General features: G+C 67.7%; 21 protein-coding genes and 1 riboswitch. Of the genes, 10 read left to right on the forward strand and 11 right to left on the reverse strand.

The features are described 5' to 3' along the window. Positions 1-49: 49 nt before the first annotated feature. A complete protein-coding gene (gene katG / locus IEJ03_RS03155) occupies positions 50-2,242 on the reverse strand; it encodes a catalase/peroxidase HPI (RefSeq protein WP_192036270.1) in 2,193 nt (730 codons plus the stop codon). 232 nt (positions 2,243-2,474) lie between these two features. After that, positions 2,475-3,419 carry a LysR family transcriptional regulator gene (locus tag IEJ03_RS03160; protein ID WP_192036271.1) on the reverse strand — a complete coding sequence of 315 codons (945 nt, stop codon included), beginning with the start codon at positions 3,417-3,419 and terminating at the stop codon, positions 2,475-2,477. A 277-nt stretch (positions 3,420-3,696) separates the two neighbouring features. Here IEJ03_RS03160 and IEJ03_RS03165 point away from each other — a divergent pair, with 277 nt between their 5' ends. Continuing rightward, the gene (locus IEJ03_RS03165) at positions 3,697-5,196 is read left to right on the forward strand and encodes a CoA-acylating methylmalonate-semialdehyde dehydrogenase (protein WP_192036272.1); all 1,500 of its coding nucleotides are present in this window, start codon (positions 3,697-3,699) and stop codon (positions 5,194-5,196) included. 192 nt (positions 5,197-5,388) lie between these two features. After that, entirely contained in the window at positions 5,389-6,519 is a 1,131-nt protein-coding gene (locus IEJ03_RS03170) for a zinc-dependent alcohol dehydrogenase family protein (RefSeq protein ID WP_192036273.1), read from the forward strand. Positions 6,520-6,528: 9 nt separating this feature from the next. Here the strand turns inward: IEJ03_RS03170 and IEJ03_RS03175 are convergent, their stop codons facing one another. Further along, positions 6,529-7,254, reverse strand: coding sequence for a hypothetical protein (locus IEJ03_RS03175; RefSeq protein WP_242458034.1), 726 nt, complete (start codon positions 7,252-7,254; stop codon positions 6,529-6,531). A gap of 116 nt (positions 7,255-7,370) precedes the next feature. Further along, a riboswitch (TPP riboswitch) is annotated at positions 7,371-7,504 on the forward strand. On the opposite strand from IEJ03_RS03175, the gene IEJ03_RS03180 reads away from it, so the two are divergent. After that, on the forward strand, positions 7,494-8,921 hold the full coding sequence (locus tag IEJ03_RS03180; RefSeq protein WP_192036274.1) for a sodium:solute symporter: 1,428 nt from the start codon (positions 7,494-7,496) through the stop codon (positions 8,919-8,921). It overlaps the preceding riboswitch by 11 nt. Before the next feature lie 81 nt (positions 8,922-9,002). Continuing rightward, the gene (gene ilvD, locus IEJ03_RS03185) at positions 9,003-10,691 is read left to right on the forward strand and encodes a dihydroxy-acid dehydratase (RefSeq protein WP_192036275.1); all 1,689 of its coding nucleotides are present in this window, start codon (positions 9,003-9,005) and stop codon (positions 10,689-10,691) included. A gap of 57 nt (positions 10,692-10,748) precedes the next feature. Here ilvD and IEJ03_RS03190 read toward each other — a convergent pair whose 3' ends face one another. The 6 genes from IEJ03_RS03190 to IEJ03_RS03215 form a co-directional block, all read right to left on the reverse strand. Next, entirely contained in the window at positions 10,749-11,531 is a 783-nt protein-coding gene (locus IEJ03_RS03190; RefSeq protein ID WP_192036276.1) for a hypothetical protein, read from the reverse strand. 93 nt (positions 11,532-11,624) lie between these two features. Then, positions 11,625-13,181, reverse strand: coding sequence for an ABC transporter permease (locus tag IEJ03_RS03195; protein WP_192036277.1), 1,557 nt, complete (start codon positions 13,179-13,181; stop codon positions 11,625-11,627). Positions 13,182-13,207: 26 nt separating this feature from the next. Further along, entirely contained in the window at positions 13,208-13,861 is a 654-nt protein-coding gene (locus tag IEJ03_RS15955) for an ATP-binding cassette domain-containing protein (protein ID WP_192036278.1), read from the reverse strand. Next, complete coding sequence (locus IEJ03_RS03205) at positions 13,861-14,715, reverse strand: putative selenate ABC transporter substrate-binding protein (protein WP_192036279.1); 855 nt, start codon at positions 14,713-14,715, stop codon at positions 13,861-13,863. The genes IEJ03_RS15955 and IEJ03_RS03205 overlap by 1 nt, the downstream gene beginning before the upstream one ends. Positions 14,716-14,826: 111 nt before the next feature. Then, entirely contained in the window at positions 14,827-17,142 is a 2,316-nt protein-coding gene (selD, locus tag IEJ03_RS03210; RefSeq protein ID WP_192036280.1) for a selenide, water dikinase SelD, read from the reverse strand. Between the two features lie 205 nt (positions 17,143-17,347). Next, positions 17,348-17,584: an XRE family transcriptional regulator gene (locus IEJ03_RS03215; RefSeq protein WP_242458035.1), complete on the reverse strand. Its 237-nt coding sequence runs from the start codon at positions 17,582-17,584 to the stop codon at positions 17,348-17,350. Between the two features lie 236 nt (positions 17,585-17,820). Between IEJ03_RS03215 and IEJ03_RS03220 the strand changes: the two genes are divergently transcribed. From IEJ03_RS03220 to IEJ03_RS03235, 4 genes are all read left to right on the forward strand, one after another. Beyond that, positions 17,821-18,363 (forward strand): YaeQ family protein, encoded by a 543-nt coding sequence (locus IEJ03_RS03220; RefSeq protein ID WP_192036282.1) that lies wholly within the window; start codon positions 17,821-17,823, stop codon positions 18,361-18,363. A 178-nt stretch (positions 18,364-18,541) separates the two neighbouring features. Next, the gene (locus IEJ03_RS03225) at positions 18,542-19,501 is read left to right on the forward strand and encodes a TAXI family TRAP transporter solute-binding subunit (RefSeq protein WP_192036283.1); all 960 of its coding nucleotides are present in this window, start codon (positions 18,542-18,544) and stop codon (positions 19,499-19,501) included. Positions 19,502-19,640: 139 nt separating this feature from the next. Further along, complete coding sequence (locus IEJ03_RS03230; protein WP_192037158.1) at positions 19,641-20,096, forward strand: DUF1850 domain-containing protein; 456 nt, start codon at positions 19,641-19,643, stop codon at positions 20,094-20,096. A 100-nt stretch (positions 20,097-20,196) separates the two neighbouring features. Further along, positions 20,197-22,206 carry a TRAP transporter permease gene (locus IEJ03_RS03235; protein WP_192036284.1) on the forward strand — a complete coding sequence of 670 codons (2,010 nt, stop codon included), beginning with the start codon at positions 20,197-20,199 and terminating at the stop codon, positions 22,204-22,206. A gap of 165 nt (positions 22,207-22,371) precedes the next feature. Here the strand turns inward: IEJ03_RS03235 and IEJ03_RS03240 are convergent, their stop codons facing one another. Beyond that, positions 22,372-23,025, reverse strand: coding sequence for a YbaY family lipoprotein (locus IEJ03_RS03240; protein WP_192036285.1), 654 nt, complete (start codon positions 23,023-23,025; stop codon positions 22,372-22,374). A gap of 278 nt (positions 23,026-23,303) precedes the next feature. On the opposite strand from IEJ03_RS03240, the gene purE reads away from it, so the two are divergent. Then, positions 23,304-23,810, forward strand: a complete 507-nt coding sequence (gene purE, locus IEJ03_RS03245; protein ID WP_192036286.1) for a 5-(carboxyamino)imidazole ribonucleotide mutase — start codon at positions 23,304-23,306, stop codon at positions 23,808-23,810. Positions 23,811-23,822: 12 nt separating this feature from the next. Next, the gene (locus IEJ03_RS03250; protein WP_192036287.1) at positions 23,823-24,977 is read left to right on the forward strand and encodes a 5-(carboxyamino)imidazole ribonucleotide synthase; all 1,155 of its coding nucleotides are present in this window, start codon (positions 23,823-23,825) and stop codon (positions 24,975-24,977) included. 202 nt (positions 24,978-25,179) lie between these two features. Here IEJ03_RS03250 and IEJ03_RS03255 read toward each other — a convergent pair whose 3' ends face one another. Then, positions 25,180-26,175 (reverse strand): YeiH family protein, encoded by a 996-nt coding sequence (locus IEJ03_RS03255; RefSeq protein WP_192036288.1) that lies wholly within the window; start codon positions 26,173-26,175, stop codon positions 25,180-25,182. Between the last annotated feature and the right edge of the window lie 32 nt (positions 26,176-26,207).

A 26,207-nucleotide genomic window follows, 5' to 3' on the forward strand; every position in this document is an offset into this window, starting at 1 on the left:
GCCGGGTGGCAGCGCCCGAGGGGGCCGGATCAGGCCATCTCAGGCCATCTCAGGCCAGGTCGAAACGGTCGGCGTTCATCACCTTGGTCCAGGCCGCCACGAAGTCCTTCACGAACTTCTGCTGGGCATCGTCCTGGGCGTAGGCTTCGGCGAGGGCACGCAGCTGTGAGTTGGACCCGAATATCAGGTCGACCCGGGTGCCGGTCCACTTCACCTGCCCGGTCTTGCGGTCCCGGCCCTCGTAGACGTCTTCATCCGCCGCGGTCGGCGTCCACTCGGTCTCCAGATCGACCAGGTTGACGAAGAAGTCGTTGGTCAGGGTACCGGGCTTGTCGGTGAAGACACCGTGGCTGGTGTCGCCGTGGTTGGTGCCCAGCACCCGCAGGCCGCCGATCAGCACGGTCATCTCCGGAGCGCTGAGACCCAGCAGTTGGGCGCGGTCGACCAGCATCTCTTCGTCGGAGACCGTGAACCTGGCGCGACGATAGTTGCGGAAGCCGTCGGCCTCCGGCTCGAGCGGCTCGAAGGACTCGGCATCGGTCTGCGCGTCGGTCGCGTCACCGCGGCCGGGGGAGAAGGGCACGATGATATCGACGCCGGCGGCCTTGGCGGCCTGCTCGATGCCGACATTGCCGGCCAGCACGATCACGTCGGCGAGGCTGGCCTCGCTGTCGGCGGCGATGCCTTCCAGCACCTTGAGCACCTTGCCAAGGCGCGCGGGCTCGTTGGCGGCCCAGTCCTTCTGCGGGGCGAGACGGATGCGGGCGCCGTTGGCCCCACCGCGCAGGTCAGAGCCGCGGAAGGTGCGCGCGCTGTCCCAGGCGGTGGCGACCAGCTCGCCGATGGCGAGGCCACTGGCGGCGATCTTGTGCTTGACCGAATCCACGTTATAGCCGGTCTTGCCGGCCGGCACCGGGTCCTGCCAGATCAGCTCTTCCGCCGGCACTTCCGGGCCGAGGTAGCGCACCTTCGGGCCCATGTCGCGGTGGGTCAGCTTGAACCAGGCGCGGGCGAAGGCATCGGCGAACTCTTCCGGGTTCTTATGGAAGTGCTCGGAGATCTTGCGGTAATCGGGGTCTTCGCGCATGGCCATGTCGGCGGTGGACATCATGATCGGCACGCGTTTGCTGCCGTCTTCCGGGTCGGGGGCCATGTCGCTCTCGGTGAGCCCCTTCGGCTGCCACTGCTGGGCACCCGCCGGGCTCTTGGTCAGCTCCCACTCGTAGCCGAACAGCATGTCGAAGTAGCTCATGTCCCACTTCGTCGGGGTCGGTCCCCAGGCGCCTTCCAGGCCACTGGTGGTGGTGTCGCGGCCCTTGCCGCTGCCATGACGATTCTTCCAGCCGAAGCCCTGGGCCTCGATGGGCGCGGCTTCGGGTTCGGCCCCGACCAGGTCGGGATCGCCCGCGCCGTGGGTCTTGCCGAAGGTGTGACCGCCGGCGGTCAGGGCCACCGTCTCGTAGTCGTTCATCGCCATGCGGGCGAAGGTCTCGCGAATGTCCTTGGCCGAGGCGAGAGGGTCCGGGTCGCCGTCGGGCCCTTCCGGGTTCACGTAGATCAGGCCCATCTGCACGGCCGCCAGCGGGTTCTCGAGTTCGCGATCGCCGGAGTAGCGGCTGTTGGGCTTGTCACTGGTGGCCAGCCACTCCTTTTCTGCCCCCCAATAGATGTCTTCTTCCGGCGCCCAGATGTCTGCTCGCCCGCCGCCGAAGCCGAAGGTCTTGAAGCCCATGGATTCGAGCGCGACGTTGCCGGTCAGGATGTAGAGATCCGCCCAGGACAGCTTGTTGCCGTACTTCTGCTTGATGGGCCACAGCAGGCGGCGGGCCTTGTCCAGGTTGCCGTTGTCCGGCCAGCTGTTGATCGGTGCGAAACGCTGGTTGCCGGTGGAGGCGCCGCCGCGGCCGTCGGCGGTGCGGTAGGTGCCCGCGCTGTGCCAGGCCATGCGGATGAAGAAGGGCCCATAGTGCCCGTAGTCGGCCGGCCACCACTCCTTGGAATCGGTCATCAGGGTGGTCAGGTCCTGCTTGACCGCGGCGAGGTCGAGTGTCTTGAAGGCCTCGGCGTAGTCGAAATCCTCGCCCATCGGGTCAGCCTTGGGGCTGTGTTGATGAAGGATGCCCAGGTTCAGCTGGTTAGGCCACCAGTCCTTGTTCATGGAGCCCCGGCCGCTCATTCGCGTGTTGGACCCGTGCATGACCGGGCACTTGCCGGCGGTGTTGCCCTGTTGTCCGTTGCCCATCGCTTTGTTCTCCACTCGTCGTCGTGTTGATGGGGCTGACCCCCAATCCCCGTCCTCTTGCGTTGCGTGCCAATCGATTTGATTGCGATTCAGCCGGCTGGAGGGGCGCTTTTCATGCTGTTGTCTTCCTTGTCAGCTTAGTGCCGGGCCTCAGGGCTTCAATTTTTCTTTACTCAAGAAGCCGATAGCTAATTTTCATCGACGATCGTGCATGCAGGAGAGGTCGTCCGCCTCAGCGTTCGGGCCGGGCGGGTGGGCAAGCGAGGCTCTCGCCAGGCTCGCCCATCAGGAAGGCCCGGTTGGCCTCAATGGTCTCGCGCAGGTAATCCCAGGTCAGCCGGACCCGCGACAGGCGCCGCTGCTCCTGGCGGGCGGTGATCCAGAACTGGCGGGTGAGGTCGACGTCGTCTGTCAGCACCGCCTCCAGCGCCGGATGCTGCTCGGCCATGAAGCAGGGCAGCACCGCGAGCCCTGCCCCCTGCACGGTCGCGCTGTACTGGGTGGTGACGCTGGTACTGCGGATGCTGAACTGAGGCTCCCGGGAGGGCGCGAGAAGGGGGTCGAGGTAGTTGAGCTGGTCGCTGAAGATCAGGTCATCGATATAGCCGATCAGCCGATGCCGGCCGAGGTCACGCCGCGTGGCCGGCCGGCCATGGCGGGCCAGGTAGTCGCGGCTACCATAGAGTCGCAGCCGGTAGTCGCACAGCCGCGAGATCACCAGGCCCGCGCTGCTCGGGCGCTCCACGGTGATCGCCAGGTCGGCCTCGTGGCGACTCAGGTTGACCACCCGCGGCAGGGCCAGCAGGTCCAGCGTCAGCGCCGGATGACGCTCGCCGAAGGCGGAAAGCAGGGGCGCGATCACCCAGGTCCCGAAGCCCTCGGTGACGCCCAGGCGCACCTGGCCGCTGAGCTGTCGGTCCTGATCACTCAGGCCCTCGGCGGCTTCGGCGGCGTGGCGGGCCATCTCCTCGGCATGGGCCTGCAGGCGATGGCCCGCCTCGGTGAGCCGGTAGCCGTGGGTGCTGCGTTCGAAGAGCTGGGTGTTGAGCTTCTGCTCGAAGCGCCGGGTGCGCCGTGAAAGCGTCGAGTGATCGAGCCCCAGGCGCCGTGCGGCATCGGTCAGCCGCTCGCTGCGGGCGACCTCGAGAAAGACCTGAATGTCCTGCCAGTCGAGCATCGCAAGGGGCCTCCCGTGGGCCTTTCGAGAATGATGGGGTTTGTGTGTTTTTGCACAAGCAATGTGCTGCGCTGGCCGTTGTGTGTCAATTCATCCACTGCCTACACTCGAGCTAGCCGCTTCGTGCATCTTGGCCGTGTCGATATGCACAGAAAGTCGAAGCCTGGATCGCCATGGCTTGAAACGATGTAGCCTGCCGGTTCACCAACAATCACAAGAGGCTGTCCCGCGTGGCGTCGTGTCGCCATGGACCGAGGCCTGCCCAGGAGCCGCCATCATGTCAGTGCGTGAGATTACCCTTTATATCGACGGTCAGCCGGTGCCTTCCCAGAGCGGGGAATGGCGCGATGTGCTCAACCCGGCGACCCAGGAAGTGGTCGCCCGGGTGCCGTTCTGCACCCGCGAGGAGGTCGACCGCGCCGTGGCCAGCGCCCAGGCGGCCTTCAAGACCTGGCGCAAGGTGCCGCTGGCCAAGCGCATGCGCATCATGCTCGCCTTCCAGGCGCTGATCCGCGAGCATACCGGCGAGCTCGCCGCTCTGATCACCGAGGAACACGGCAAGACCCTGCCGGATGCCGAGGGGGAGGTGGGCCGCGGCCTGGAAGTGGTCGAGCATGCCTGCTCGATCCCCAGCCTGCAGCTCGGCGAGCTTGCCGAGAATGCCGCCAACGAGGTGGACGTCTATACCCTCAATCAGCCCCTCGGCGTGGGGGCGGGCATCACCGCCTTCAACTTCCCGATCATGCTGCCCTGCTTCATGTTCCCGCTGGCCATCGCCACCGGTAACACCTTTGTCCTCAAGCCCTCGGAGCAGGACCCGTCCTCGACCATGCGCCTGGTCGAATTGGCCCACCAGGCCGGGGTGCCGGCCGGGGTGCTCAACGTGGTGCACGGCGGCCCGGATGTCGCCAATCAGATCTGCGATCACCCGGACATCAAGGCGCTGTCGTTCATCGGCTCGACCCATGTGGGCACGCATCTCTACCGCCGCGGCTCCGAGGCCGGCAAGCGGGTGCAGTCGATGATGGGCGCCAAGAACCATTGCGTGGTGATGCCCGACGCCAACCGCAGCCAGGCCATCAACAACCTGCTGGGCTCGGCCTTCGGCGCCGCCGGCCAGCGCTGCATGGCCAACTCGGTGGTGGTGCTGGTGGGCGAGGCGCGGGCCTGGCTCGACGACATCGTCGAGGGTGCCCGCAACATGAAGGTCGGTCCCGGCACCCAGCGCGACGCCGATCTCGGCCCGCTGGTATCGCCCGCGGCCAAGGAACGCGTCGAGGGGCTGATCGAGGCCGGGGCCCGGGAAGGCGCAACCCTGGCGCTGGACGGCCGTAGCCTCAAGGTCGAGGGCTACCCGAACGGCAACTTCGTCGGCCCCACGGTGTTCAGCGACGTGACCGCCGAGATGACCATCTACCGCGAGGAGGTCTTCGGGCCGGTGCTGTGCGTGGTGGGCGTCGAGACCCTCGATGAGGCCATCGCCTTCGTCAACGCCAACCCCAACGGCAACGGCACCTCGATCTTCACCAATTCCGGCTGGGTGGCACGGCGTTACGAGAGTGACATCGACGTCGGCCAGGTCGGCATCAACGTGCCGATCCCGGTGCCGGTCGCCTACTTCAGCTTCACCGGCTCCCGGGCCTCGAAGCTTGGCGATCTCGGCCCCAACGGCAAGCAGGCGATCGCCTTCTGGACTCAGACCAAGACCGTGACCGCCCGCTGGTTCGAGCCCGAGAACGTCTCCGGCGGCATCAACAGCACCATCTCGCTGGGTTGAGCATCCGTCAGCCGTGGTTTCGAGCGGCCCCGTCTGATAGCAGGCGGGGCCGCTTGCGTCGGGACGTCGCATGAGCCGAGACCGGCACCGTGGCGCTGACCTAAGTCCAATTGCCGCTGGTGAACGCGCTGGCCTACCGTGGAGCCTTTGCGCTTTCTCGAGCCCTCACGAAAAACAACAAGGATCCACGACATGAAGATCAATGCCGCCGTGCTGCAGGAGATCGGGCGTGCTCGCCCCTATCACGAGACCCGACCGCTGGAGATCGAGGAACTCGAGCTCTCGCCGCCTGGCGATAACGAGGTACTGGTGCAGATCAAGGCCGCCGGCCTGTGCCACTCGGATCTCTCGGTGATCGATGGCAACCGGCCGCGCCCGGTGCCGATGGCGCTCGGCCACGAGGCGGCCGGGGTGGTCAAGGCGGTGGGCCGGGGCGTCACCGACCTGAAGGAAGGCGATCATGTGGTGGCCGTCTTCGTGCCCAGCTGCGGACACTGCGCGCCCTGTGCCGAGGGGCGGCCGGCCCTCTGCGAGCCGGGCGCCCAGGCCAACAACGCCGGCACCCTGGTCGGCGGCGGTCATCGCCTGCATCGCGCCGACGGCACGCCGGTGAATCATCACCTCGGGGTTTCCGCCTTCGCCGATCATGCGGTGGTCTCCCGGGACTCCCTGGTCAGGATCGACCCGCGGCTGCCGTTTCGTCATGCCGCCCTGTTCGGCTGCGCGGTGCTTACCGGCGTGGGCGCCGCCATCAACTCGGCGGGCATCCGCGCCGGCCAGACGGTAGCGGTGATCGGCCTCGGCGGGGTGGGGCTCAACAGCGTGCTCGGCGCCCTGGTGGCGGGGGCCAGCGAGGTGATCGCCATCGACCTGGATGACGACAAGCTGGCGCTGGCCGCGGAACTGGGCGCGACGCAAACATTCAACAGCGCCGCCGCAGATTGTGCCGAGCAGGTGCGCGAGGCGACCCAGGGCGGCGTGGACTGCGCCATCGAGATGGCGGGCTCCGAGAAGGCACTGGAGTTCGCCTACCGGATCACTCGTCGCGGTGGCCTGACCGTTACCGGCGGCCTCGCCCACCCCGAGCGTAAGGTGGCCATCCAGCAGGTCAGCCTGGTGGCCGAGGAACGCACCCTTCGCGGCAGCTACGTGGGCAGTTGCGTGCCGGTGCGCGACGTCGGCCGCTACGTCGCCCTCTTCCAGCAAGGCAGGCTACCCGTCGACCGGCTGCTCTCCCGGGTGCTGACTCTCGACGAGATCAACGACGGCTTCGAGCAGCTCGCCGCCGGTCAGGCCGTGCGCCAGGTGGTGGAGTTCGAGTAGACGCCTCACTTACGCCGCGATCGCGCACTTGTCCAGCAGCGCCATCACCGGCTCGACCTGACCGACATGCAGCACCAGCTTCACCTCGCCAGCCGGAGCATCCTGCTGCGGGGTGACCACGGCGAATTCACCTTCTTCCAGGTGGAACTCATGGATCTCGCGCTGGCCCGCGGCGGTCAGGCAGCGAATCGAGCGGTAGGACTCGTCCTCGCCATAGGTCAGGCGATGATAGACCTTGAAGAAGGTGTAGAGGCTCAAGCCCTGAGGAAACGTGGGCCAGCGGGCGGGAATGCGGCGCGTCTCATTGTCGATGGTCTGGCCGGTGCGTTCGGCATCGGCAATCGCCTTCTCCAGCGGCTCGGACAGCAGGGTGGCGGCAGCATCCGGGCGGGGCGCTGGCGTTTCCTGGGTATCCTTGTAGCGGACCAGAAGGCGGGTGATGTCATCTGCCGAACCCAGCGCATGGTCGCTGTGATGCAGGTCCGCCGGCGCAAAGCTGCCATTCTCCCAGCCGTAGATCACCTGCAGGGTCAGGCGCCCCTCGCGTAGCGGTTTCCCCAGCAGGGCTTCGAGCGCCACGCGCAGATGGAGGTTGCGCTCGGGCACATCGTTGTCGAAGGCCTTGTAGGGCATGGCAAAGATCTGGTGCAGGCGCCCTTCGGCGTGCTCCTTCGCGGCGGTATATAGCATCCTGAGTCCCTGCAGGTGGTTGTTGGTGTCGGGTCTTCCGGGCATCGTCAAGGTTATCGGCCGGATAGGCCATTACCTGAGCGGGAGAGATGACTGGCCCGGGCGGGATGACGCCGCCGCTTCAACACGAGATAATCCCCTCGTCATACCCACAATTCATTCACTGTCGCCAGGGGAGTCCCCGGCCGCGCCGTCACCAGAGACACGGCCGAGCCGGGACTGAGAGTGCACCGTGTGCTGACCCTGGAACCTGATCCGGATCATACCGGCGGAGGAAGTGCGACATGCCTTACCCGACGTTTGCCGCGCTGGGCGCGGCGCTTGTGCTGTTCACCTGGCTTGGCCTGCGCGCCCGGCGTACTAACGGGGCGCTTGATGAAGATGTTCTCGAGGACGATGTTCTTGATGACTATGTCACCGCCCGCAACTCCCAGACCGCCTCGACCTTAGGGCTATCCTTCCTGGCCTCCGGCATGGGGGCGTGGATTCTCTTCGCGCCGCCGGAAGTGGGTGCCTTCGTGGGGCCTATCGCGCTGGCAGGCTATGCGCTGGGCGCGGCGCTGCCCTTCGTGGTGCTGGCCGCCTGTGGTCCGGCGATCCGCCGCTACCTGCCCGAGGGGCGCAGCATCGGCGAGTTCGCCGAGCGCCGCTACGGGACCGGCGTGCGCCGTTATGTGTCACTGATCTCGATCCTCTACATGGCCTGCTTCCTGGCCGCGGAGCTGACCGCCATCGGCGGCATCACCGCGCTGCTCTCCGAGGTGTCGCCGGCGCTGGTGGTGATCGGCGTGGCCGTTACCACGCTGCTCTACACGGCGCTCGGCGGGCTGCGGGCGAGTCTCGCCACCGACCGCTGGCAGGCGGGGCTCCTGATCGCCTTGCTGGCGGTGGTCGGCTGGCTGGGCCTGTCGCGGCTGCCGGCCTTGCCGGAAACGGCCGAGATGCCGGGCATTCCGACTGGCAGTGCGCTCTCCGTGGCGGCGACCCTGGTGATCGCGGTCACCGCGGCGAATCTCTTCCATCAGGGCTACTGGCAGCGGGTCTGGGCGGCGAAGAGCGGCCAGGCTCTGGGGCGCGGGGCGCTTCTCGGCGGCCTGGTGACCGTGGCGGTGGTCGCGGTGGTCGGGGGCCTGGGCATCCTCGCCGCCATGTCCGGGATCGCACTTGGCGAGCCGCCGATGCCATTCTTCGCGCTGCTGATCGACGCGCCCGCCGGCCTCAAGCTGCTCGGCCTGGTGCTGGCGGTGACCCTGGTGGCCTCGAGCGTCGATACCCTGCAGAACGCCATCGCTTCGCTGGCGGTGGGCGATGGCAGCGAAAGCGGCCGGACGGGCCTGGGCCTGCCCATGGCCCGCTGGCTGACGGTGGCGCTGATGGTGCCGGTGGTGGCGCTGGCGCTGCAGAATCTTTCGGTGCTGCGGCTGTTCCTGATCGCCGATCTGCTCTGTGCCTCGGCGGTGGTGCCGGTGCTGCTCGGCCTGTGGCCGCGCATGACCACCGCCGCCGCGGTAGCCGGCGGCCTGGCGGGCCTTTTGGGTGCCGTGCTGCCCGGCTGGCTGGCTCAGGGCAGCTTCATGGCGGGGCTGATGGCGGCGAGCTTCCCCGGCGGAGTGCCGACGCTTGCGCCCTTCCTCGGCGCCTTGCTCGCCTCGACGCTGGTCAGCCTTTTCGTCGCTTCCCTGCGCCCGGCGTTGGCCACCCGCACTGGCTAGGAGGCGCCAGAGGGTTTGCAAGGCCATGACATGGCGCCCACTATCAGGAGATTGACGATCAATCCGCTGATAGGAGGCTCCATGTCCGATACCCCCAAGGATCCGCGCCGGCGTCATTCCGCCCCGGTGGTTGATGGTCTCGGCAAGTCCGCCAGTCGCGCCATGCTGCGTGCGGTGGGCTTCACCGACGCGGACTTCGCCAAGCCCCAGGTGGGCATCGCCTCGACCTGGAGCCAGGTCACGCCCTGCAACAGCCATATCGATGGCCTCGCCGACGAAGCCCGGGCCGGGGCCGACGGTGCCGGCGGCAAGGGCGTGATCTTCAACACCATCACCATCTCCGACGGCATCGCCAACGGCACCGAGGGCATGAAGTACTCCCTGGTGTCGCGGGAGGTGATCGCCGATTCCATCGAGACCGTGGCCGGTTGCGAGGGCTTCGACGGCCTGGTGGCGATCGGCGGCTGCGACAAGAACATGCCCGGCTGCCTGATCGGTCTGGCGCGGCTCGATCGCCCCAGCGTCTTCGTCTACGGCGGCACCATCCTGCCCGGCGAGAACCACACCGATATCGTCTCGGTGTTCGAGGCGGTGGGCGCCCACGCCAAGGGCGATCTCGACCTCATCGACGTCAAGCACATCGAGGAGACGGCTATTCCCGGACCCGGTGCCTGCGGCGGCATGTACACCGCCAACACCATGGCCTCGGCCATCGAGGCGCTGGGCATGAGCCTGCCGGGCAGCTCGGCGCAGAATGCCGTCTCAAAGGCCAAGCGCGACGACTGTGCCGCCGCCGGGGCACAAGTGCTCGAGCTGCTCGAGCGCGATATCCGCCCCTCGCACATCATGACACGCGAGGCCTTCGAGAACGCCATCACCGTGGTGATCGCGCTGGGCGGCTCCACCAACGCGGTGCTGCACCTGATCGCCATGGCGAACAGCGTCGGCGTCGAGCTTTCCCTCGATGACTTCACCCGGCTCGGCAAACGGGTGCCGGTGCTTGCCGACCTGCGCCCCAGCGGTCACTACATGATGAGCGAGCTGATCGAGATCGGCGGCATCCAGCCGCTGATGAAGATGCTGCTCGAGGCGGGACTCCTGCACGGAGACTGCCTGACCGTGACCGGTCGCACGCTCGCCGAGAACCTCGCGGGTGTGGCGGCCTACCCGGACGATCAGCGTATCATCGCGCCGCTCACGGCGCCGTTGAAGGCCGAGAGCCACCTGCGCATCCTGCATGGCAACCTGGCTCCCGAGGGGGCGGTCGCCAAGATCACTGGCAAGGAAGGCGTGCGCTTCACCGGCACCGCCCGAGTGTTCGGCTCAGAGGAGGAGGCCCAGGCCCGCATCAACGACGGCACCGTGGTGGCCGGCGACGTGGTGGTGATCCGCTACGAGGGGCCGCGCGGCGGCCCCGGCATGCGCGAGATGCTGACCCCGACCTCGGCGATCATGGGGCGCGGGCTCGGTGATTCGGTGGCGCTGATCACCGACGGGCGCTTCTCCGGTGGCAGCCACGGCTTCGTGGTCGGCCACATCACCCCGGAGGCCTTCGACGGCGGGCCGCTGGCGCTGCTCGAGGATGGCGATGAGATCACCATCGACGCCGAAGCCGACACCATCACGGTGGCACTCCATGAAGCGGAACTCGAGCGTCGCCGGGCCGCCTGGCAGCAGCCGGCGCCGCGCTATCGGCGTGGGGTGCTGGCCAAGTACGCCCGTACCGTGAGTTCCGCCTCCACGGGCGCGGTCACCGACCTACCGGACTAGGCTCAGCCGCCAGGGCACGTTCACGACATGTAAGGTGCCCTGGCTGTTCGACGCCAGCTAGCCGTTCGAGGGCTCCTTTCCCTGCGTGCCGGGTAAGGGGCCTGCCGGCGAGCCCGTCGGTGCATCCTTCTTCTCTCCCTCGTCCTCTCCCTCTTCCCGATCCCCGGCCTCGCCCTGCGCCTCGACGGCCTCCATGACCTTGGCGCCGTCGGGCAGCGCGAAGAGGGTGGCGTCGGGTGTCTCGCCGGATATCGACAGTAGCCGGAAGCGCCCGGTGAGGCGCAGCATGCCGAGGTCTCGTTTCACCAGGGCGCTGATGATGGGGTCGGGCCGATCGCTCAGGGCACGGTAATAGGCCTGCATGCCCGTCATTAGCTCGGCCACCAGGGGATGATCGCTGACCACCAGTCGTTCCTCGTGGGGCTCTCCCCGGCCATCGACCCAGTGCAGGCGATAGACCTCGCCTTCGATGCCGCCCACGGCCTCCTGCTTGTGCATCGGCTCCAGCACCTTGAGCTCGGCCGCCGGGCGGGGATGCTCCGCCAGGTTCTCGTTGCGGGTGCGCTTCGCGAGGCGTCGGAGGTTGGTCAGGCTGATGACCACCCGACCACGGTTGAGATCAGTGACCAGATAGGCGGCGTCACCCCGGCGCAGGAGGTAACTCGCCGGTCGTGAGGGAAAGTCCAGGCGCAGCCGATCATCGGCCCAGCGAACGGTCATCTCCAGCAGGCGATTGCCGCGACTGCTCTCCAGGGTGGCGATGCCATCGGCGTGGGCAGGCAGGTCGGCCAATACCAGCAGGATCAGCAGCGAGCCGAGCAGCGGGCGTTGCCATGGCATGGGCCGGCACTCCCTGTCGATGAAGGCGGAGCAGCGGCACTTTCCCCCTGCGCTAGGGTTCAGTGTAGTCAGCCTCGGGGGCGGTTACCGGTGTCAGGGCTCGCAGTTGGCGGTATGACGCAGGCGCAGCCGGGCCCGCAGGTGGCGGGCCAGGGCATCGACGCCGATATTGAGCAGGGCGGTGATCAGGATCAGCACCATGGCGCGGTCGAAGCGGATCTCCTGGATGGCGCTGTCGACGTAGAACCCCAGGGTGGTGATGCCGAGAATGCCGAGAATGGCCGTCTCGCGCATGATGATCTCCCAGCGATAGAACAGTAGCGCGAGGAAGGGGCCATAGAGGCGCGGCGTCAGCTCATAGGCATAGCGCGAAAGGCCCCGTGGGGCGTCCGGACGCAGGCGGATTTCGTTGCTGCGCCGGCCGACCAGGTGGCCGATGATGCCGCCGTTGTGAATCGCCAGCGCCACCACCGCCGGCAGCATCGAGGGCCCCCAGAGCTGCAGCAGGATGAAGGCCAGCAGGTATTCGGGGGTCGATCGCAGCACCACCAGCAGGCCGTGGCCGAGCAGGTGGGGCAGGCGGGTGCCCGGGAGGCCGTCGCCGCTGCGATGACCATTGGTGTGATGATCGTCGGCAAGGGCAGAGCGGCGTTGAAAAGAGTGTCGTTGGAAAAAGTGACGGGACACCAGCGGGTAGAGCACAAGCGCCAGCATGCCGGTCAGCACCAGGGCGATCTGGGTCAGCACCAGGGTATGCCAGATGCCGGGCAGCGCCTGATTGGCCAGCAGATCCCCTAGCCAGCCGGCGAGGCCGGACAGCCCCTCGCCCTGGCGCAGCGGCGCGGGCACGATATCTTCGGTGAAGAAGCGCGAGACGTTGCTCCACACGATCGGCAGGCCGCTGCCCAGGCAGAAGGGCGCCACGGCCAGATACACCGGCACCAGCCAGGGCCGCACCCAGAGCCTCAGGGTGGCGATCAGGGCGTAAAACAGCAGCAGCAGGGCGCCCACGGTGTCGTAGTGGCCCTGGGCGAAGGCCGATTCCAGGTAGAAGCCGAGGGTCGGCATGCCGACGAAGCCCAGCACGGCGCTGGAGCGCAGGCCGCACTCGAGTCGGTAGCTGGTATAGCTGACCAGATGCGGCCAGGCCTCGTGCAGGCGGGTGAAGGCAAGCGTAGAGAGCCGGCCGCTGCCCGACGGCAGCACTCGTTCGGGCAGCGGGTCGGTTTCCTCGAGGATCTCGGCAAAGACCTTGGCGAAGACCCCGGCATAGGGCAGGGCGATGGCCAGCACCCCGGTCAGCGGGTGCAGGCCAAAGAACTGCAGGAAGATCAGCGCCCAGAACAGTTCATGGATGGCGCGCACGAAGGCACAGAGGCTGCGTACCAGACGAGAGCGAAAGACCAGCGCCAGCAGGAAGCCCGCCGCCGCGCCGAGCCCCACGCCGACGAAGGCGAAGGCCAGGGTACGCAGCAGGGCTACCCCCAGTGCATCGACGGCGCTGACATCCGGCTGCACCAGGCCCTTTACCAGCCGGAGGAGCTCGTGCCAGGGATCGTGGGCGGTGATGGACAGATCGGCGAGGCCGAGGCAGAGAATCGCCAGGGCCACGAAGCCCAGGCTTAAACGAGCCGTTGCGGAATGCCACATGGGAAAGGCCTTGCGGATGGGGTGCCTCAGTAGAGCGGCAACAGGTCCTGGGCGGTGAGCCGCACGCTGGGGGCGTCCAGCGCGATGCCGCCTTCGGCGATGCCGATCACCCGGTCGGTGAAGCGCAGCGCCAGCTCGACGTCGTGCATGGCCAGCACGGCGGTGGGGTAGGCGCGGGTCAGCTCGACCATTAGCGTTTCCGACTGGGGGCCGTCCAGCGCCGAGACCGGCTCGTCGGCCAGCAATACCTCGCCGCCCTGGTGAATCGCCCGCGCCGCGGCCACCCGCTGGCGCTGGCCGCCGGAGAGCTCACCGGCCACCGCCCAGCACTTGTCATCGATCGCGAGCCGTGCGAGCAGCGGCCGGATGGCCGCCACGTCACGGCGGAAGGGCCGCGCCAGGGTCACCAGGTTGTACCAGGTGGGGTGCGTCGCCAGGGCGCCCATGTAGACGTTATGGAAGACGCTGAGCGAGGGCACCAGGCCCAGATCCTGAGGCATCAGGGCCGCGCCGCGGCCCTGCCAGTGCTGGTACATCACCGACAAAAGACTCGATTTGCCTGCGCCGCTCTTGCCGACCAGCGCGACCCGCTCGCCACGCTTGAGGGTCAGGCTGAGCGGCCCCAGCACACGGCTGGCGCCATAGTCGGCGACCGCCTCGGTCAGGGCCAGGCTGCTCATCAGTCGATCAGGCCCAGTTCCTGGCCGACGGACTCGATGATTGCATAGTCATCATTGCTGGCCGGGATGAAGCCGGAGCGGGGGAAGCTTTCCAGCAGCTCGGGGGCATCCATGTCGAGCAGGGCCTGCTGGACGCGATCGGCGAAGCCGGCGCCGAAGCGCTCGTTCACGTCGCCGCGGATGGTCCACTGGTAGTCCGGGTAGTTCGGGGTCTTCCACACCACCTCGACCTGGTCGGTGTCGATGTTGCCGGCCTCGACCTCGTTTTCCCACACCGTGTAGTTGACCGCGCCCAGGTCATAGGCGCCGGAGGCCACCAGCGAGATGGTGCGGCTGTGGTTGCCGCTGAAGCCGACCCGCGAGAAGATCTCTTCCGGCGGCTGGCCGAAGGCCTCGCGCAGGAAGTACTCGGGCATCAGACGCCCTGAGGTGGAGCCCTTGGAGCCGAAGGTGAAGGTCTTGTCGCGCATCGCCTCGGACAGGCCTTCCCCGGCCTCGAGGCCAGTGCTCTGGTGGGCGATGAAGTAGGTCATGAACTCGGCGTCCTCGACCCCCTGGGCGAGGGCGCGAGAATCCGGCACTCGGGCGCGGGCCTGCACGCCGGAGAGGCCGCCGAACCAGGCCAGCTGGACCTGGTTGTTGCGAAAGGCGGTGACGGCGGCAGCATAGGACTTCACGGGCACGAAGCGCACGTCTACCTCGAGTTCGTCTTCCAGGTAGTCGGCGACCTTCTGGAAGCGCTGCTGCAGACGGGTCTCGTCCTCGTCGGGAATGGCCGTGAAGACGAAGGTCTCGGCGCTGGCGACGGGGGCGGCCAGCAGCACGGTCAGGGCGAGAGTCAGGCGCTTGAGCATCGAAGGGGGTCCTTGTGAAACGAGGGAAGAGCCGCCATGGCGGGCCGGATCAGGCGCTATGGTACTCAAAGGGGGGCGTCTTGTCCTGCCGGACGCTCGCGCCCCCCGCCCTCAGGCGCCGAGCCGGATCGGCGCCGGATCGTCGTTGGGAGCGTCGCCGGGAGCGTCCTCCGGCGCCAGCACCCGGCCGATGATCGCCGCCTCGCCATAGCCCAATGCCTGGAGTTCGGCGAGGCAGGCCTCGGCCCGGTCGGGCGGCACCCCGGCCAGCAGGCCGCCGGCGGTCTGGGGGTCGAAGAGCAGTGGGTAGCGGGGATGCTCGCGCCACTGCGCCTGATCGCGGAGGGCTCGGCGCAGGCGCACGTTGGCCGGCTGTAGCGAGCTCAGGATGCCGGCGGCGGCGGTGGCCTCGGCGCCCTCGAGCAGCGGCAGCGCCGACAGCGAGAGCTCGGCGTCGACGCCGGAAGGGCGCGTCATCTCGATCAGGTGGCCGAGCAGGCCGAAGCCGGTGACATCGGTGCAGGCGCGAGCGCCGTGAGCCACGAGGCAGGTCGCGCCTGCCTGGTTCGACTGGCACATGCTGTCAAGCGCCGCATCGATCCAGCGTCCGCGGGCGGCGAGCTGGGCCTGGGCGGCGAACAGGGTGCCGGTGCCCAGTGGCTTGGTGAGGATCAGGGCATCTCCCGGGCGCAGGCCGCCCTTGCGCAGGGGGCGCTCGGGCGCCTCATCGATCAGACCGTTGACGGCGAAGCCGAGCGCCAGTTCCTGGCCCTCGCCGGTATGACCGCCGACCAGCTGGCAGCCGGCGGCGTCGAGCACCTTAACGGCGCCGGTCATCATCTGGCGCACCGTGTCCTCGACCTTGGCCTCGAGCCCCGGCGGCACCGTGGCCACGGCCATTGCGGTCTGAGCCTCGGCGCCCATGGCGAAGATATCGCCCAGCGCATGGTGGGCGGCGACCTGCCCGAACACATAGGGGTCATCGATGAAGGCGCGAAAGAAGTCGATGCTGTGCACCATGGCCTTGCCCGGCGGTACCCGCACCACGGCGGCATCGTCGGGGTCAGCGAGCCCCACCAGTACCTCGTCGCGCGTGATCGGGGCGAGATCGGCAAGCGCCCGGGACAGTACCGAGGCGCCGACCTTGGCCCCGCAGCCGCCGCAGCGCATGGCCAGCGCCGAGAGCGCCTGGTGCTGCTCGGCGTCGTCCAGCGGCACTCGGGGCGCAGCGCGGGATGACTTGCCCTCGCTCATCGCCGGCAGCGCATTGAAGCGCGCCATGAAGTTCCGGTCGATGCGGTCCTTCCAGCGCCACAGCCAGGCTCCGGCCCAGGACAGGGGGCCGCGGGAGGCCACGGCGTAGCGGTCGCCGCTGCTGATCAGCGCCAGCCACTGGCGCTGCGGACAGTAGGCCGTCAGCGTCTTGCCGATCAGGCTGGCGCGCAGGTTGTCGGCCAGTGGCCGCCCCTGGCGCACCGCGAACACGCCGGCCTTCTCCCGGGGCCGGTCGTCCTGGCTGGCGATATCGCCGGCGGCGAAGATATCCGGGTCGTTGACGCTCTGCAGGTAGTCGTTGACGCGGATGAAGCCCTGCTCATTCAGGGCTAGGCCGGTGCCCTCGAGCCAGGAGGCGCCGCCGGCCTGGGTCACCCAGACGGTCTCGTCGGCGGCGAAGGCCTCGCCGCGGGCATCGATCAACCGATCGGCCTCGACCCGGGTGATCTCGCAGTCGGTATGCACCGCGACTCCGCGGGCCTGTAACAGATGCATGAAGCGGGCCCGCACCCGGCGATTGTGAGTGGGCAGGATCTCGGCGCTCTGGGTGAAGAGGGCGCAGCGGAGCGCGTCCGGGTCGCGGCCCTGAGCCGAGAGCTCATGGCGCAGGCGATGCTGCATGGCCAGCAGCAGCTCGACACCGCCGGCACCGCCGCCCACCACGGCGAGCCGCAGGGGCGCTTCAAGGGTGGCGGGGCGCTGGGCGAGACGCGTGAGCAATTCACGCCAGCGCTCGCGGAAGGCGCGGATCGGCTTGACCGCGACCGCATGATCCTCGGCGCCGGCCACCTGGCCGACTCGAGGGGTCGAGCCGATGTTGATCGAAAGCTTGTCGTAGGGCAGCGGCGGGCGATGGGCGAAGGTCACCCTGTGTGCGGTGCGCTCGATGCCGGAGGCCTCGTCGCGGATGAAGCGGGCGCCGGCGGCCTGAGCCAGGCGGCGCAGGTCGATGTGGACCTCGTCGAAGTCGTAGTGCCCGGCCACATAGCCCGGCAGCATGCCGGAATAGGGGGTATGGGTATCGCGGCAGACGAGTGTCAGGCGCACCCCGGGTTCCGGGCGCATGGCGAAGCGCCGCAGCACGGCGACATGGCTGTGCCCGCCGCCGATGAGCACGATATCGCGACGGATCGGAGAGGAAGCTGTCTGCATGCGCATGGTCTCTGCAAGGCGGTAACGGGAGAGCGTGACGGCTGGCCGGATGGCACCCGCCAGCAATAAAAAGGTCCAGCCCCGACGTGGGGCTGGACCTTCATAGTCTATCGGCCGGGCGTGGCTTGACGCCATGCCGTCGTCAGCGCAGCACGTCAGGCGCGGCGAGGCATTAGCCGAAGGGGCAGATCAGGGGAGTCATGTCCTAGGGTGGCAGGGGACTGCCATCATCGACGCACACGCAGTTGCGCAGCGATTGAAGCTCGTCGACCGAGAAGTGCTCGATCTTGCCGGCCAGCAGGTCGCTGAGCCGCTTGGAGGGGATGCCCGCGCGTTGGGCGATCTCGCGGTTGGGAAGCTCGGAAAGAGCGATCTTGCGGGAAACGATGCGCATCAGGCGCGAACGCTTCTCCAGTTCCCTGACGTCCAGGTCGGGTGCCATTCGCGAGGGTTCGAGGGCATCCCAACCGGTCGATAATCGTGCCGTACTCATGACGCTCCGTAGACTTGGCTTTCGATGGGCTCAGCATGCAAGGTTTTGGCGTGATTCGCCAGTGGAATCACCACGATTTTTGCGATCTTTTCTGCTCGCGGTCAAGGCGTGCCTGGAGCGTCATCGTGCTGAGGCGGGAAGGGGAGTAGACTGCCGGCCCGACACCCCTGACTGGACGTTTTTTCATGGCGCTCACCGCGACCCCCTACAAGGTGGATCTCAACCTTACCGATCTCGACCGCAACGTCTACCAGACGCTGCGCTTCACCGTGGCTCGCCACCCCTCCGAGACCGAGCCGCGCATGGCGGCGCGCCTACTGGCCCATGCGCTGTGGTATGACGAGGCGCTGGCCTTTGGCCGTGGGCTGTCGGACGTCGACGAACCCGCGCTGTGGGAGAAGAGCCTGGACGGTCGCGTGCTGCACTGGATCGAGGTCGGCCAGCCGGATGCCGAGCGCCTGACCTGGTGCTCGCGGCGCACCGAGCGGGTCTCGCTGCTGGCCTACGGCAGCCTGCGGGTCTGGGAGACCAAGGTGCTGCCGGCGGTGGCGACCCTCAAGAACCTGTCCATCGCGGCCCTGCCCCAGGAGGCGCTGGAGGCCCTGGCCCAGGACCTGCCCCGCAGCATCAACTGGGCGGTGATGATCTCGGAGGACACCCTCTACGTGACCGACGAGCGTGGCCAGCACGAGCTGGCGCTCGCGTGGCTCAAGGGCGGCCGCGACTGAGCGAGCCTATCCTTTGGTCGTAAGAAGATGGAGATGGTGGGCGGCCTCGTGCTAGCGTTTTAGCGACTATGCATTAAGGTGACAGGACAGTCCGCAGCGCCGGCATGACCTGTCGCCGCGAACAACAACACCGGGGCGCCGGCCTGCGCCGAGCTAAGCCCTGCACCAAGGAGTCACCATGCGCGTTCTCAAGTATGCCCTCGCCGCGTCGCTGATCGCGGCCTCGTCCTCGGCCACGGCCCAGCAGCTGTCGATCGCCACCGGCGGCACCGGCGGCACCTATTACCCCTACGGTGGCGGCATCGCCGAGCTGATCAACAACCAGCTCGAGGGCTTTGAAGCCGTCGCCGAGGTCACCGGTGCCTCGGTCGAGAACATGGCGTTGATCTATCGCGAGGATTCGGACCTGGCCATCGCCCTGGCCGACACCGTCTACCAGGCCTACTCTGGCACCGGCGACTTCGACGGTCGTCAGGTCGAGGACGTGCGCGCCATCGCCTCTTTGTACCCGAACGCGGTACAGATCGTGACCCTGGCCGATTCCGGCATCGAGAGCCTCTCGGACCTCGAGGGCAAGGTGGTGTCGGTAGGTGCGCCGGGCAGCGGCACCGAGCTCAATGCCCGCGCCGTGCTCGAGTCCAACGGCATCAGCTACGACGACTTCGATCCGCGCCGGCTGAACTTCAACGAGACCGCCGATGCGCTGCGCGACGGCGATATCGCCGCCGGCTTCTGGAGCGTCGGCCCGCCGACCAGCTCGATCCTCAACCTGGCCACCACCCGCGACATCCGCCTGATCGGTCTGACCGATGAGGAAGTCGCCAATGCTCGTCAGGAATCCGAGGTGTTCGCCCCCTACAAGCTGCGTGCCGGCATCTACGAAGGCGTCGAGGAGCCCGTGCAGACCATTGGCGTCCCCAACGTGCTGACCGTCAATGCCGCCATGGATGATCAGCTCGCCTATGACATCACCAAGCTCTTGTTCGAGCAGACCGACAAGCTGATCGCCATCCATCCGGCGGCCAACGACACCACCGTGGAGTTCAGCGTGGATGCCACGCCGATCCCCTTCCACCCGGGCGCCCTGCGCTACTACGAGGAAGTGGGCGCCGAGGTGGCGGACCATCAGCGGCCGTGAGGTCATGATGTTATTGACCCAAGATGATGCACAGGGGCGAGCCGGCGGGCTCGCCCCCTTGTGTTTAGGCGGCCTGCGTTTCGGCACCTTCCGTCTCGACCTTGGCCGTCGGCACGCTTTCCTTGGGCTGCTGGCGGCGATGCTGATCGTCGCCGCTTCGCCCGCGCTTGCCGACGGTAGCGACGAGGATCGCCTGCTCCAGGTGCGGGATCGCCACGGGACGCTGCTGGTGAGCCTGCCGATGCCAGAGGGCGAGGGCTGGTGCCTTGAGTGGAACCACTCGGTCGAGGGCTTTCCGGTGCTCGACTGCTACCGCAACCAGCAGGGCCGAATGGTGCTCGAGCGCAGCCATCAGCCAGACTTCGCCGCCGGGCTCGGGCATGTGCCGGGTCGGGGGCGTCAGGTCAGCGACGGTGAGGGTGGCTACTGGATCGAGGAGATCCAGGAGCCGGTGCCCGGCGACCGCTACCTGCTGCGGGTTGGGGCGTTGCGGGTCGATCATCGCCTGATCCGCGAGGGCCGGACCATCAGCCTGAGCGAGCTGGCGGCCGGGCAGCGGGTCAGCATCGGGCTGCGCCCGCTACCGTCGCCCTGATTGTGCCGCCCGGCGCCACTTGGAGGCCGGGTGGTGTTACCTTACCGATTCTCCGTATGCGATCTTCGCGTACTCGACTCTAGTGTACTGAAGGGACTCCATGAGCGATTCGGCAACTTCTCCTATCGTGCCTGGCAGCCAGGCCCCCCATGCGCGACCGATCCTGTGGCTGATCGCCCTGGTGGCGGTGGGCCTGTCGCTGTTTCAGCTCTATTCGGCGGGCATCGAGCCGCTGGGGCTCTTCTACCAGCGCAGCATTCACCTGGCGCTGATCATGATGCTGGCCTTCCTGATGTTCCCGGTGTTCGGTCCGCACCACCGGCGGGGCGTCGTTGGGGGCATCATCGACCTGGCCTTCTTCGCCGGCGCGCTGATCACCGGCGGTTACCTGGTGCTGTATCTGGATGACATCTTCAACCGCGCCGGCTTCTGGAACCAGACCGACATCGTGGTGGGCTGCATCGCCACGGTCACGGTGCTGGAGGCGAGCCGTCGGGCGGTGGGCCTCGGCATGACGGTGATCGGGATCCTGGCGCTGCTCTATGCCTTCGCCGGGCCCCGAGGCGAGCTGCCCTGGCTGGGTCAGTTCCTGCCCGGGATCATGGAGCATCGCGGCTACAACCTGGACCGGGTCGTGGGCCAGCTGTACCTGGGGCAGGAGGGCATCTTCGGCCTGCCGATGGGGGTCGCCGCCACCTACATCTTCATCTTCGTGTTGTTCGGCGCCTTTCTCGAGATCACCGGCGCGGGCAAGTTCTTCATCGACCTGGCCTATGCGGCCACCGGGCGCCAGCGCGGCGGCCCGGCCAAGGCGGCGGTGATCGCCTCGGCCGGCATGGGCTCGATCTCCGGCAGTGCGATCGCCAACGTGGTCACCACCGGGGCCTTCACCATTCCGCTGATGAAGCGGCTGGGCTTCAAGCCGGCCCAGGCCGGTGGCATCGAGGCCGCGGCCTCCACCGGTGGGCAGATCATGCCGCCGCTGATGGGGGCGGGCGCCTTCCTGATCGCCGAATACACCCAGATGCCCTACCTCGAGGTGGTCAAGGTCAGCGTGCTGCCGGCGATTCTCTACTTCGCCACCGTTTATTTGTTCGTGCACATCATCGCCCTCAAGCAGGGCATGCAGGGCATGCCGCGCGCGGAGTTGCCACAGATGCGCGAGGTGATGCGCGAGGGCTGGCACTTCCTGCTGCCGCTGGGGGTGCTGGTATGGCTGCTGGTGATGAACATGTCGCCGATGCGGGTCGGCTACTTCGCGGTGATCACCATGCTGGTAGTGGCGGCGCTGCGCTTCTCGGTGTGGTTCCTGTTCGTGGCCCCGGCCGAGGGCCAGCCGGTGACCGGCAAGCGGATCGGCGAGGCGCTGTGGGCGGGCCTGGTCAAGCTGACCCGGGGCCTGGAGCTCGGCGCGCGCAATGCCGTGGCGGTGTCGATGGCCTGTGCGGTGGCCGGCATCATCGTCGGTGTGGTCGGTCTTACCGGCCTCGGGCTCAAGTTCTCGGCGATGATGCTGGCCTTCTCGGACGGCAACCTGCTGCTGGCGCTGGTGATGGTACTGCTGGCGAGCCTGGTACTGGGCATGGGCCTGCCGGTCACGGCGAGCTATATCGTGCTGATCGTGCTGGTCGGCCCGGCGCTCTCCAATGAGTTCGGCGTGCCGCTGCTGATCGCCCACCTGGTGGTGTTCTGGTACTCCCAGGACTCCAACGTCACGCCGCCGATTGCGCTGGCGGGCTTCGCCGGGGCGGCGATTGCCGGCAGCAAGCCGATGGAAACCGGCTTTCAGGCCTGGAAGTTCGCCAAGGGCCTCTACCTGATTCCGCTGTTCATGGTCTTCAATCCGGAGATCATCGTCGGCGGCCCGGTGCCGGTGGTGATCTGGAACGGCCTGATCGCCATCCTGGCGTTGGGCGCCTTCGCGGCGGCCCTGGAGGGCTACCTGTTCACTCGCATGTCCTGGCCGGTGCGGCTGGCCATCGTGCCGGCGATCGTCGCGGTCTTCTACCCGGACCTGCGCGCCGAGATCATAGGTGCCGCCGTGATGACGCTGGCCATCGCCGGCAACTGGCTGGCCTGCCGCCGGGAGGCATCGGCAACGGCGGCCTGATCGTGGCTTGACGTAACAGGCTGCATGACCAGACAGAACTTATGAACAGACTGGCCGTATAGACAGGCCCCGCCCGGACTTTCCGGGCGGGGCCTTTTACTTTTGGTTCGTCGCAGACTGGCGTGGCACCAGCCATCGGTTTACGACTGAGGGGTGTGAGGGGCCTCAGGCCTGTTCGGGCGTCTGTGTCTCTGTCGGTGTCGCCTGCTCGGCAGGTGTGGCCTCTTGGCCTGCCTGGCTGACGGCTCGTTCGTCGGCCTCGAGATCCTCGTTCGGGGCGGTTTCCACGGCCTCCAGTACCAGGGCCACCGGCGCGGGCTCGCGGTCGGCGCTCAGCGCCAGGGCCTCGGGCTCTGCCGTCGACCAGCGCACCATGTCATCGCCGTCGCGCACCTCGGCCTGCAGCACCTGGCGGTGGTCGTCATTCAGGGCATCGCTTGGCATCTTCAGGCTGAAGGGCAGCGGCAGGGCGACCTCGCTGGCGTCGAAGGTCTTATCGGTTAGCACCTTTGCGCTGCCGTCCTCGAGAGTGACATCGATCAGCTGTACGTGGATCTTGGCATCCGCCGGCAGCGAGATATTGTCGGGGGCGCTGAGGGTGCCGTTGAGGGTCAGGGTGGCGGCATTGTCCAGGGAATCGTCAAGCGTCTCGGCATCCTGCTGATTGGCGTTCTGCTGGGTGATGGTCTTCTCGTCGGCGCCTTGTGCCGTGCTGCTGTCTGCCTTATTGCCGGTGGTGGGCGCCTCGCTGCCGGTGTCACAGGCTGTCAGGGCGAGGGCGCTGGTCAAGGCGGCGATCAGAGTCAGATGGCGTGTCATGTGGGCATCTCCTTCGTGCGTGTTCGGGGCCGGGCCCCGGGCTGGCCGGCAGTCCTGCCGGCGTTGATGGGCCAGACCCTAGCAAGTGAGTGAGCACTCAGGGTGCAAGTTGCTGTCTCCGTCGGGCGACGCCCGGCGGCGTGAGACTTCCCCCGACGCCCCGGAGGCGGTATGCTGCGCGGTTTTCAGGCGGCTGGATCGGGTTTGGTCGGGCCGTCTCCTCGCCCCGCTGTGCGCTACCTTCAAGGCGTGCAGCCCAACCATTCAGGAGCAAGGCGATGCAGCCGTCGAACGAGCCGCCACGCGTTGGCGTGATCATGGGATCCAAGTCGGACTGGCCGGTCATGGAGCACGCCGTGGCGATGCTCGAGAGGCTCGGTGTGGCCTACGAGACCAAGGTGGTGTCCGCCCATCGGACCCCGGACCTGCTCTTCGACTACGCCAAGAGCGCCGCCGAGCGTGGCCTCTCGGTGATCATCGCCGGCGCCGGCGGGGCCGCCCACCTGCCCGGCATGGTGGCCTCCCAGACGCCGCTGCCGGTGCTCGGCGTGCCGGTGGAATCCAAGTCCCTCAAGGGTCTGGACTCGCTGTTGTCGATCGCCCAGATGCCCGGCGGCATCGCCGTGGGTACCCTGGCCATCGGCAAGCCCGGCGCCACCAATGCGGGGCTGCTGGCCGCGCAGATCGTCGGCCTGCAGGACGGCCGGGTGCGCGAGGCCGTCGAGGCCTTCCGCGCCGAGCAGACCCAGAAGGTGCTGGATAATCCCGATCCCCGGGCCGAGTGAGGAGAGACTGTCATGAGTGATGCCGCGATCAAGGCGCCCGGAACCGCCATCGGCGTGCTGGGCGCCGGCCAGCTGGGCCGCATGCTGGCCCTGGCGGGCTACCCGCTGGCCAACCGCTTCGTGTTCCTGGACACCACGGGCAACCCGAGCGCTGGTATCGGCGAGGTGATGATCCTCGACCCGAAGGACCAGCAGCGTCAGCTCGAGGAGTTTTTGGCCAAGGTCGACCTGGTCACCTACGAGTTCGAGCACCTGCCGGTGTCGCTGGTGCAGGCGATCGAGGCTCACCGGCCGGTCTATCCCTCCAGCGAGGCGATTCGCGTCTGCCAGAACCGGGCCGAGGAGAAGGCGCTGTTCGATCGCCTGTCGATCCCGACCCCGGCCTATCGTCTGGTCGAGAGCGCCGAGGCGCTCGAGGCCGCGGCCCGCGAACTGGGCACGCCGGTGGTCGCCAAGTCGGTCACCGAGGGCTATGACGGCAAGGGGCAGGCGGTGCTCAAGTCGCCTGACGAGGCCCGGGATGCCTGGGAAGCGATCGGCCACCCGCGCCTGATCGTCGAGGCCTTCGTGGACTTCGTGCGTGAGGTGTCGATCATCGCCGTGCGTGGCCGTGACGGCGAGGTGGTCTTCTATCCGATGGCCGAGAACCAGCATGTCGACGGCATCCTGCGCTACTCGGTGGCGCCGCTACCGGATCTCGATGCCAGCGTCCAGCAGACCGCCGATGGCTACATTCGCGCCCTGCTCGACGAGCTGGACTACGTCGGGGTGCTGACGCTTGAGCTGTTCCAGACCCGTGACGGCGGCCTGATGGCCAACGAGATGGCGCCGCGGGTGCACAACTCCGGCCACTGGAGCCAGGACGGTGCGGCGACCAGCCAGTTCGAGAACCACCTGCGCGCCATCCAGGGGCTGCCGCTGGGCGCGACCGAGGCGCGGGCGCCGACCTGCATGGTCAACGTGATCGGCCGCGAGGGCGACTCCGCCGAGATCCTCGCCCTCGACGACGCCCACCTGCATCGCTACGGCAAGAGCGAGCGGGCCGGACGCAAGCTCGGTCACGTCAATCTGGTGGCGCCGACCCACGGCGCGCTGATGGAGAAGGTGCGTGCCTGCGCGGCTCTGCTGCCCGAGGCGCCGGCGCCGAAGATGAGCTTCGAGGACTGACGCTTTGGGAGCGGTGGTCGGCTCCGGACCCGATCGCCGCACCGAGCTGAGCCCATGTCGACCAGGCCATGGCTCCTAGGCTCAGCCTATGTCTCTCAGGCTCAGGCCATGTCGCTCAAGCCGAGGCGGCCTCCGACGCAAAGACGCCGCACCCCCTTGGGTGCGGCGTCTTCGTGTGGTGGTGGGTGCGAGCGGCGGCGGATCAGCCCATCAGCCACTGGCTCGCCAGGCCACCCCCGCCCAGCAGCAGCGCGAACAGGATCAGCGCCAGGATGAAGGGACGCAGGCCCAGCGAGCGCAGCCGCTCGAGGCGGGTCTCGTAGCCCAGCGCCGCCATGGCCATGGTCAGTGCCAGCTGGCCGGCGAGCACCAGGCCGTCATGCAGTACCGCGGGCAGGACGATGAAGCTGTTGAACACCACCATGGCCATGAAGCCGAAGGCGAACCAGGGAATCACCAGGCCGCCTTTGGTGTCTGTTTCGGCGGCGCCGTCGCCCCGGCGCAGCCACCACTGGCCGACGATCAGCAGGAAGGGCACCAGCAGCATCACCCGCACCAGCTTGACGATCACCGCATTGGCCAGGGCGTCCGGGCCCACCGCCTCGCCGGCGGCGACCACCTGGGCGACCTCGTGGACGGTGGCACCGATATAGACGCCGAACAGACCCTCATCCATTCCCATCAGCGGATACAGCAGCGGGTAGATCAGCATCGCCAGCGAACCGAACAGCACCACCGTGGCTACCGCCATGGCGGTGGCGGCGGGGCGGGCGCGGATGGTGGACTCGGTGGCCAGCACCGCGGCGGCGCCGCAGATGGCACTGCCGGCGCTGGTCAGCAGGGTCGTTTCCCGATCCATCCCCAGCAGCCGGGTGCCGATGAAGTAGCCGCTGACCAGCACGCTTGAGATGATCAGGATATCCAGCAACAGCACCTTGGGGCCGAGGGCCATGATCTGCTGCAGCGTCAGCGAGAGGCCGAACAGCACGATGCCCCCGCGCAGCAGCCAGCGGGTGGCGAATTTCAGCCCCGCCGCGGTGTCTGTGAGTCGCCGCGAGACGGGCAGGTTGCCGACCAGGATGCCCAGCAGCAGCGCCACGACCAAGGGGCTCACGCCGCTCCCGGCGAGGGGGGGCAGTTCGGCCAGGCCGACGCCGGCGGCGGTGAGAACGATGCAGACCAACAAGCCTTGCCACATGAGTCGTGTCTCCTTGAAGCGTGATGCGACAA

Source organism: Halomonas sp. YLGW01 (genome assembly GCF_014840935.1).
Lineage (GTDB): Bacteria > Pseudomonadota > Gammaproteobacteria > Pseudomonadales > Halomonadaceae > Onishia.

Excerpts from the sequence above, each read along its gene's own strand:
- ilvD (WP_192036275.1), top strand. The coding sequence starts at position 9,003 with ATGTCCGATACCCCCAAGGATCCGCGCCGGCGTCATTCCGCCCCGGTG.
- IEJ03_RS03235 (WP_192036284.1), top strand. The coding sequence starts at position 20,197 with ATGAGCGATTCGGCAACTTCTCCTATCGTGCCTGGCAGCCAGGCCCCC.
- IEJ03_RS03195 (WP_192036277.1), bottom strand. The coding sequence starts at position 13,181 with ATGTGGCATTCCGCAACGGCTCGTTTAAGCCTGGGCTTCGTGGCCCTG.
- IEJ03_RS15955 (WP_192036278.1), bottom strand. The coding sequence starts at position 13,861 with ATGAGCAGCCTGGCCCTGACCGAGGCGGTCGCCGACTATGGCGCCAGC.
- IEJ03_RS03225 (WP_192036283.1), top strand. The coding sequence starts at position 18,542 with ATGCGCGTTCTCAAGTATGCCCTCGCCGCGTCGCTGATCGCGGCCTCG.
- IEJ03_RS03240 (WP_192036285.1), bottom strand. The coding sequence starts at position 23,025 with ATGACACGCCATCTGACTCTGATCGCCGCCTTGACCAGCGCCCTCGCC.
- IEJ03_RS03220 (WP_192036282.1), top strand. The coding sequence starts at position 17,821 with ATGGCGCTCACCGCGACCCCCTACAAGGTGGATCTCAACCTTACCGAT.
- IEJ03_RS03190 (WP_192036276.1), bottom strand. The coding sequence starts at position 11,531 with ATGCCATGGCAACGCCCGCTGCTCGGCTCGCTGCTGATCCTGCTGGTA.
- selD (WP_192036280.1), bottom strand. The coding sequence starts at position 17,142 with ATGCAGACAGCTTCCTCTCCGATCCGTCGCGATATCGTGCTCATCGGC.
- IEJ03_RS03165 (WP_192036272.1), top strand. The coding sequence starts at position 3,697 with ATGTCAGTGCGTGAGATTACCCTTTATATCGACGGTCAGCCGGTGCCT.
- IEJ03_RS03160 (WP_192036271.1), bottom strand. The coding sequence starts at position 3,419 with ATGCTCGACTGGCAGGACATTCAGGTCTTTCTCGAGGTCGCCCGCAGC.
- purE (WP_192036286.1), top strand. The coding sequence starts at position 23,304 with ATGCAGCCGTCGAACGAGCCGCCACGCGTTGGCGTGATCATGGGATCC.
- IEJ03_RS03250 (WP_192036287.1), top strand. The coding sequence starts at position 23,823 with ATGAGTGATGCCGCGATCAAGGCGCCCGGAACCGCCATCGGCGTGCTG.
- katG (WP_192036270.1), bottom strand. The coding sequence starts at position 2,242 with ATGGGCAACGGACAACAGGGCAACACCGCCGGCAAGTGCCCGGTCATG.
- IEJ03_RS03215 (WP_242458035.1), bottom strand. The coding sequence starts at position 17,584 with ATGGCACCCGACCTGGACGTCAGGGAACTGGAGAAGCGTTCGCGCCTG.
- IEJ03_RS03175 (WP_242458034.1), bottom strand. The coding sequence starts at position 7,254 with ATGCCCGGAAGACCCGACACCAACAACCACCTGCAGGGACTCAGGATG.
- IEJ03_RS03255 (WP_192036288.1), bottom strand. The coding sequence starts at position 26,175 with ATGTGGCAAGGCTTGTTGGTCTGCATCGTTCTCACCGCCGCCGGCGTC.
- IEJ03_RS03230 (WP_192037158.1), top strand. The coding sequence starts at position 19,641 with ATGCTGATCGTCGCCGCTTCGCCCGCGCTTGCCGACGGTAGCGACGAG.
- IEJ03_RS03205 (WP_192036279.1), bottom strand. The coding sequence starts at position 14,715 with ATGCTCAAGCGCCTGACTCTCGCCCTGACCGTGCTGCTGGCCGCCCCC.
- IEJ03_RS03180 (WP_192036274.1), top strand. The coding sequence starts at position 7,494 with ATGCCTTACCCGACGTTTGCCGCGCTGGGCGCGGCGCTTGTGCTGTTC.
- IEJ03_RS03170 (WP_192036273.1), top strand. The coding sequence starts at position 5,389 with ATGAAGATCAATGCCGCCGTGCTGCAGGAGATCGGGCGTGCTCGCCCC.